The organism is Streptococcus sp. 3874 (genome assembly GCF_013276425.1).
Classification (GTDB): domain Bacteria; phylum Bacillota; class Bacilli; order Lactobacillales; family Streptococcaceae; genus Streptococcus; species Streptococcus pseudopneumoniae.
Genome location: NZ_VMLA01000077.1, coordinates 1 through 6,168 on the forward strand (window position 1 = coordinate 1; position 6,168 = coordinate 6,168).

Annotated in this window: 6 protein-coding genes and 1 pseudogene; 6 read left to right on the top strand and 1 reads right to left on the bottom strand. The window is 40.7% G+C overall.

Features of this window, described 5'->3' with window-relative positions:
• Positions 1-121 precede the first annotated feature (121 nt).
• The 6 genes from HT703_RS08035 to greA all read left to right on the top strand — a co-directional run bounded on the left by HT703_RS08035 (position 122) and on the right by greA (position 5,335).
• The gene (locus HT703_RS08035; RefSeq protein WP_054393221.1) at positions 122-739 is read left to right on the top strand and encodes a hypothetical protein; all 618 of its coding nucleotides are present in this window, start codon (positions 122-124) and stop codon (positions 737-739) included.
• A 10-nt stretch (positions 740-749) separates the two neighbouring features.
• A complete protein-coding gene (murC, locus tag HT703_RS08040) occupies positions 750-2,084 on the top strand; it encodes a UDP-N-acetylmuramate--L-alanine ligase (RefSeq protein ID WP_172930025.1) in 1,335 nt (444 codons plus the stop codon).
• 9 nt (positions 2,085-2,093) lie between these two features.
• Positions 2,094-2,555: a GNAT family N-acetyltransferase gene (locus tag HT703_RS08045; protein ID WP_023937205.1), complete on the top strand. Its 462-nt coding sequence runs from the start codon at positions 2,094-2,096 to the stop codon at positions 2,553-2,555.
• Positions 2,552-3,046, top strand: coding sequence for a GNAT family N-acetyltransferase (locus tag HT703_RS08050; RefSeq protein WP_023937207.1), 495 nt, complete (start codon positions 2,552-2,554; stop codon positions 3,044-3,046). Before HT703_RS08045 ends, HT703_RS08050 begins: the two co-directional genes overlap by 4 nt.
• 80 nt (positions 3,047-3,126) lie before the next feature.
• Positions 3,127-4,791, top strand: coding sequence for an endolytic transglycosylase MltG (gene mltG, locus HT703_RS08055; protein WP_172930026.1), 1,665 nt, complete (start codon positions 3,127-3,129; stop codon positions 4,789-4,791).
• Between the two features lie 61 nt (positions 4,792-4,852).
• The gene (greA, locus tag HT703_RS08060; RefSeq protein WP_000818760.1) at positions 4,853-5,335 is read left to right on the top strand and encodes a transcription elongation factor GreA; all 483 of its coding nucleotides are present in this window, start codon (positions 4,853-4,855) and stop codon (positions 5,333-5,335) included.
• 161 nt (positions 5,336-5,496) lie between these two features.
• Here the strand turns inward: greA and HT703_RS08065 are convergent.
• Positions 5,497-6,168 (bottom strand): annotated as a pseudogene (locus tag HT703_RS08065) (IS630 family transposase); the annotation flags it as partial.

Genomic DNA, 6,168 nt, shown 5'->3' on the forward strand with positions numbered 1-6,168 from the left:
CAACTGTCAAAGTCCCGAGTCTCAGCCTAGCAGAAATTAGAGAAATTTTGGGAATTTCTGAAGCCAGCACTTGAAAAATCAAGACAATACGCTATAATGAAGTGTTGAAAGGAAATAGAAAATGAAACAAGAACGATTTCCATTGGTGTCAGATGACGAGGTCATGTTGACTGAAATGCCAGTCATGAACTTGTATGATGAGTCTGATCTGATCAGTAATATCAAGGGTGAGTATCGAGATAAAAATTATTTAGAATGGGCTCCTATTGCTGAAGAAAAACCAGTAAAACCGATTGAAAAGCAAGTCGAGAAACCTAAAAAAGCTCCTTTAGGGGTTAAAAAAGAAGGAAAGAGCTATGCGGAGGTGGCGCGTGAAGAAGCGCGTGCGGACTTGAAAAAGAAACGCTCTGCTAACTATCTAACTCAGGATTTCAGCCTTGCGAGACGTCATTCTAAATCAGGCCTTGTTAGACAGGGCAATCAACCGACAGCGCCTTTCCAAAAGGAAAATCCTGGTGAATTTGTCAAATATAGTCAAAAATTGACCCAGTCTCATTACATCTTGGCAGAAGAAGTTCATTCTATCCCTACCAAGAATGAAGAAGTATCAGCACCTGCTCCAAAGAAAAACAACTATGATTTTCTAAAGAAGAGCCAAATCTACAATAAAAAAAGTAAACAAACAGAACAAGAACGTCGGGTTGCCCAAGAGTTGAATCTGACCAGAATGACAGAATAGGGGAGAAAACATGCCAAAGACATATCATTTTATCGGGATTAAGGGATCAGGGATGAGTGCCTTGGCCTTGATGTTGCACCAAATGGGGCACAAGGTACAGGGATCAGATGTTGAAAAATACTACTTTACCCAACGTGGTCTTGAGCAGGCAGGGATTACTATTCTTCCTTTTGATGAAAAGAACCTAGACGGTGATATGGAAATTATCGCTGGAAATGCCTTTCGTCCAGATAACAACGTCGAAATTGCCTATGCGGACCAAAATGGTATCAGCTACAAACGTTACCATGAATTTCTAGGTAGCTTTATGCGTGACTTTGTCAGCATGGGAGTAGCAGGAGCGCATGGAAAAACTTCAACGACAGGTATGTTGTCACACGTCTTGTCTCACATTACAGATACCAGCTTCTTGATTGGGGATGGGACCGGTCGTGGTTCGGCCAATGCCAAATATTTTGTCTTTGAATCTGACGAATATGAGCGCCACTTTATGCCTTATCACCCAGAATACTCTATTATTACCAACATTGACTTTGACCATCCAGACTATTTCACAAGTCTCGAGGATGTTTTCAATGCCTTTAACGACTATGCCAAACAAATTACCAAGGGTCTTTTTGTCTATGGTGAAGATGCTGAATTGCGTAAGATTACGTCTGATGCACCAATTTATTATTATGGTTTTGAATCTGAAGGCAATGACTTTGTAGCTAGTGATCTTCTTCGTTCAACAACTGGTTCAACTTTCACTGTTCATTTCCGTGGACAAAACTTGGGGCAATTCCACATTCCAACCTTTGGTCGTCACAATATCATGAATGCGACAGCCGTTATTGGTCTTCTTTACACAGCAGGATTTGATTTGAACTTGGTGCGTGAGCACTTGAAAACATTTGCCGGTGTTAAGCGTCGTTTCACTGAGAAAATTGTCAATGACACAGTGATTATCGATGACTTTGCCCACCATCCAACAGAAATTATTGCGACCTTGGATGCGGCTCGTCAGAAATACCCAAGCAAGGAAATTGTAGCGGTCTTCCAACCGCATACCTTTACAAGAACCATTGCCTTGTTAGATGACTTTGCCCACGCTTTAAACCAAGCGGATGCTGTTTACCTAGCCCAAATTTATGGATCTGCTCGTGAGGTAGACCATGGTGATGTTAAGGTAGAAGACCTAGCTAATAAAATCAACAAGAAACACCAAGTCATTACTGTTGAAAATGTTTCTCCTCTCCTAGACCATGACAATGCTGTTTACGTCTTTATGGGAGCAGGAGATATCCAAACCTATGAATACTCATTTGAGCGACTCTTGTCTAACTTGACAAGCAATGTTCAATAGGTTATTCTCATGGAAATTCCAATTAAGATCATTCAGGCAAGTCAGTCTGATTTGGCTGAGATAGAGGCACTTCAAACTTCGTCTTTTCCGGCTGAAAAGCAGCAACCTTCCCATATCTTAGAAGAAAGTATCCGTAAGTGTGCGGATACCTTTCTTCTAGCTAGGGATGAAAACCAACTTTTAGGCTATATTCTATCAAGTCCCCAGTCAGACAATCCGCAATGTCTAAAAGTAGATTCTTTAGTCATTGAGTCTGACCATCAGAGACAAGGATTGGGAACACTTCTTCTTGCGGCTTTGAAAGAGGTGGCAGTTGAGCTGGATTACAAAGGGATTTGTTTGGAGAGTCCTGATGAGCTGCTTTCCTATTTTGAAATGAACGGTTTTATTGATGAAGAAACTTCCCTTTATGAAACTAGCCAGGGTTTTAGTATGATTTGGTTTAATCCCTTTTATCTGGAGGCACAATGAAGATCAGACAAGCAAAATTAGAAGATTTGGATCGTATCGTCGAGATTGAACTAGAGAATTTCTCGGTTGAAGAAGCCATTCCTCGATCTGTCTTTGAGGCACATTTGCGAGAAATTCAGACCTCTTTTCTGGTTGCAGAAAAAGAGGGCAGGATTATGGGTTATATCGAAGGACCAGTTGGCCCCCACCGCCATCTGCAAGACCAGTCCTTTACAGAAGAAATAAAAGACTATAGTCATGAGCCTGGTGGTTATATCTCTGTGACCTGTCTTTCTATTGCCAAAGAAGCACAGGGCCTCGGACTTGGACAAAAATTACTAATAGCCTTGAAAGAACTGGCTCTTAAACACGAAAGAGAAGGTATTAACCTAACCTGTCATGACTATCTCATCACCTACTATGAAAAGCATGGATTTGTCAATGAAGGCCTGTCCCAGTCAACCTTTGCAGGGGAAACTTGGTATGATATGATCTGGGAAACGAAAAAATAAGCTAGGAAAAGTATCATAGGTTGCTTTTCTTGGACTTTTAAGATATAATATTATGGATTGTCAACAAGGAGGAAAAACTTTTGAGTGAAAAGTCAAGAGAAGAAGAGAAATTAAGCTTTAAAGAGCAGATTCTGAGAGATTTAGAAAAAGTAAAAAGCTATGATGAAGTTCTGAAAGAAGATAATGCAGTAGTTCGCACTCCTGCAAATGAACCTTCAGCTGAAGAACTCATGGCTGATTCCTTGTCAACGGTAGAGGAGATTATGAGAAAAGCTCCTACCGTGCCTACTCACCCAAGTCAAAATGTACCAGCTTCTCCAGCAGATGAGATTCAAAGAGAAATTCCTGGTGTTCCAAGTCATCCAAGTCAAGATGTACCTTCTTCTCCAGCGGAAGAAAGTGGTTCAAGACCAGGACCAGGTCCTGTTAGACCTAAGAAACTTGAAAGAGAATACAATGAAACCCCAACAAGGGTAGCTGTTTCCTATAAGACGGCAGAGAAAAAAGCAGAACAAGCAGGTTCAGAAACACCTACGCCTGCTACAGAAACAGTGGATATCATCAGCGATACACCACGTCGTAGCCGTAGAGAAGGAGCAAAACCCGTTAAGTCTAAGAAAGAGAAGAAGTCACATGTGAAAGCTTTTGTGATTTCATTCCTTGTATTCCTTGCCTTGCTCTCAGCAGGTGGCTACTTTGGTTACCAGTATGTTCAGTCATCTTTACAGCCTGTGGATGCTTCATCGAAACAATATGTGACGGTTGGAATTCCAGAAGGTTCAAACGTTCAAGAAATCGGTACGACGCTTGAAAAAGCTGGTTTGGTAAAGCATGGTCTGATTTTTAGCTTTTATGCCAAGTATAAAAATTATACCGACTTGAAAGCAGGTTACTACAATTTGCAAAAGAGTATGAGTACAGAAGACTTACTCAAAGAGTTGCAAAAAGGTGGAACAGATGAACCACAAGAACCTGTCCTTGCGACTTTGACAATTCCAGAAGGTTATACCTTGGATCAAATTGCACAAGCGGTAGGTCAATTGCAAGGTGACTTCAAAGAGCCTTTGACAGCGGATGCTTTCCTAGCAAAAGTTCAAGATGAGAACTTTATCAGTCAAGCAGTAGCTAAATATCCTACTTTATTGGAAAGTTTGCCTGCAAAAGATAGTGGTGCGCGTTATCGTTTGGAAGGATACCTTTTCCCAGCTACTTATTCTATCAAGGAAAGCACAACTGTTGAGAGCTTGATTGATGAGATGTTAGCTGCTATGGATAAGAACCTATCTCCTTACTATAGTACTATCAAATCTAAAAACTTGACTGTCAATGAGTTGTTGACCATTGCTTCCTTGGTCGAAAAAGAAGGTGCCAAGACAGAAGAGCGTAAGCTCATTGCAGGTGTATTCTACAATCGTTTGAATCGTGATATGCCACTTCAAAGTAATATTGCAATCTTGTATGCCCAAGGAAAACTGGGGCAAAATATCAGCTTAGCTGAGGATGTTGCGATTGATACCAACATTGATTCACCTTATAATGTTTATAAAAATGTAGGTCTCATGCCTGGTCCAGTCGATAGTCCAAGTCTGGATGCGATTGAGTCAAGCATCAATCAAACTAAGAGCGATAACCTCTACTTTGTAGCAGATGTCACAGAAGGCAAGGTCTACTATGCTAATAATCAAGAAGACCACGATCGCAATGTCGCTGAACATGTCAACAGCAAATTAAACCAAACAAACTAAAATTATGTGATACTTCACATAATTTTCTTTAGAAAATATTATTAGAAGAAAGTTGAGAAAAATGGCAGAAAAAACATATCCTATGACCCTTGAGGAAAAGGAAAAACTTGAAAAAGAATTAGAAGAATTGAAATTGGTTCGTCGACCAGAAGTGGTAGAACGCATTAAGATTGCCCGTTCATACGGTGACCTTTCAGAAAACAGTGAGTACGAAGCAGCTAAGGATGAACAAGCCTTTGTCGAAGGACAAATCTCTAGCTTAGAAACAAAAATCCGCTATGCTGAAATCGTCAATAGCGACGCAGTTGCCCAGGACGAAGTAGCGATTGGTAAAACAGTCACCATCCAAGAAATTGGTGAGGACGAAGAAGAAGTTTATATTATCGTAGGTTCAGCGGGTGCGGATGCCTTTGCAGGTAAAGTTTCAAATGAAAGCCCAATTGGACAAGCCTTGATTGGCAAGAAAACAGGTGATACAGCAACCATTGAAACGCCTGTTGGTAGCTATGATGTAAAAATCTTGAAGGTTGAAAAAACAGCCTAAAAACAGAAAAAGGAGTGGGGAGGCGATGTACTTCACTCACTCCTTTTTCCATTTTGCTACTCTTCGAAAATCTCTTCAAACCACGTCAGCGTCGCCTTGCCGTATATATGGTTACTGACTTCGTCAGTTCTATCTACAACCTCAAAACCATGTTTTAATACTCATCTACTTTCAAAAAGCATTCTAGTCCATCTCCGATTAACGATGGACGTTATCACCTCCTTCTCCAGTCCTTGTATAACATCTTGAAGTTGATTCATGACATCTTTCAAAGTTCGAAAGGCTTTATTCTTAAATCCACGTTTACGAATCTCTTTCCACACTTGTTCAATGGGGTTCATCTCTGGTGTGTATGGAGGAATAAAGGTAAAACCAATATTAGTCGGAATCTTTAAGGTACTTGATTTATGCCATATGGCATTGTCCATAACGAGTAAAAGATAATCATCTGGATAAGCTTGTGAAAGCTCTTCTAAAAAGGCGTTCATCCACTCAGTATGACATCCACCAGCGATTAAGAAAAATGATTCGCCTGTATGGGCATCAACAGCTCCGTAACAATAGCGAAATTCTCGTATATAGTGACTATGGACATGTGGACCTACTCCCATTGGAGCCCAACAAAATCCCAGTTTACTGATTCTACCGAAACCAGCCTCATCTTGGTACATCAAGCGAACCTTACGAAAATGCCTACTGGTTTTAAAGCGCTTTCTTGTCTTCTTGAATTGAGATTTTATTTTTAGACGCGACAATGGTTTGAACGTCTGCTTTCTTGGGATGTTCTGGACGTGGCCTAATATTTCGCCAACCATGGCGCTTCAAGAGTTGAT

Excerpts from the sequence above, each read along its gene's own strand:
- HT703_RS08035 (WP_054393221.1), top strand. The coding sequence starts at position 122 with ATGAAACAAGAACGATTTCCATTGGTGTCAGATGACGAGGTCATGTTG.
- murC (WP_172930025.1), top strand. The coding sequence starts at position 750 with ATGCCAAAGACATATCATTTTATCGGGATTAAGGGATCAGGGATGAGT.
- HT703_RS08045 (WP_023937205.1), top strand. The coding sequence starts at position 2,094 with ATGGAAATTCCAATTAAGATCATTCAGGCAAGTCAGTCTGATTTGGCT.
- HT703_RS08050 (WP_023937207.1), top strand. The coding sequence starts at position 2,552 with ATGAAGATCAGACAAGCAAAATTAGAAGATTTGGATCGTATCGTCGAG.
- greA (WP_000818760.1), top strand. The coding sequence starts at position 4,853 with ATGGCAGAAAAAACATATCCTATGACCCTTGAGGAAAAGGAAAAACTT.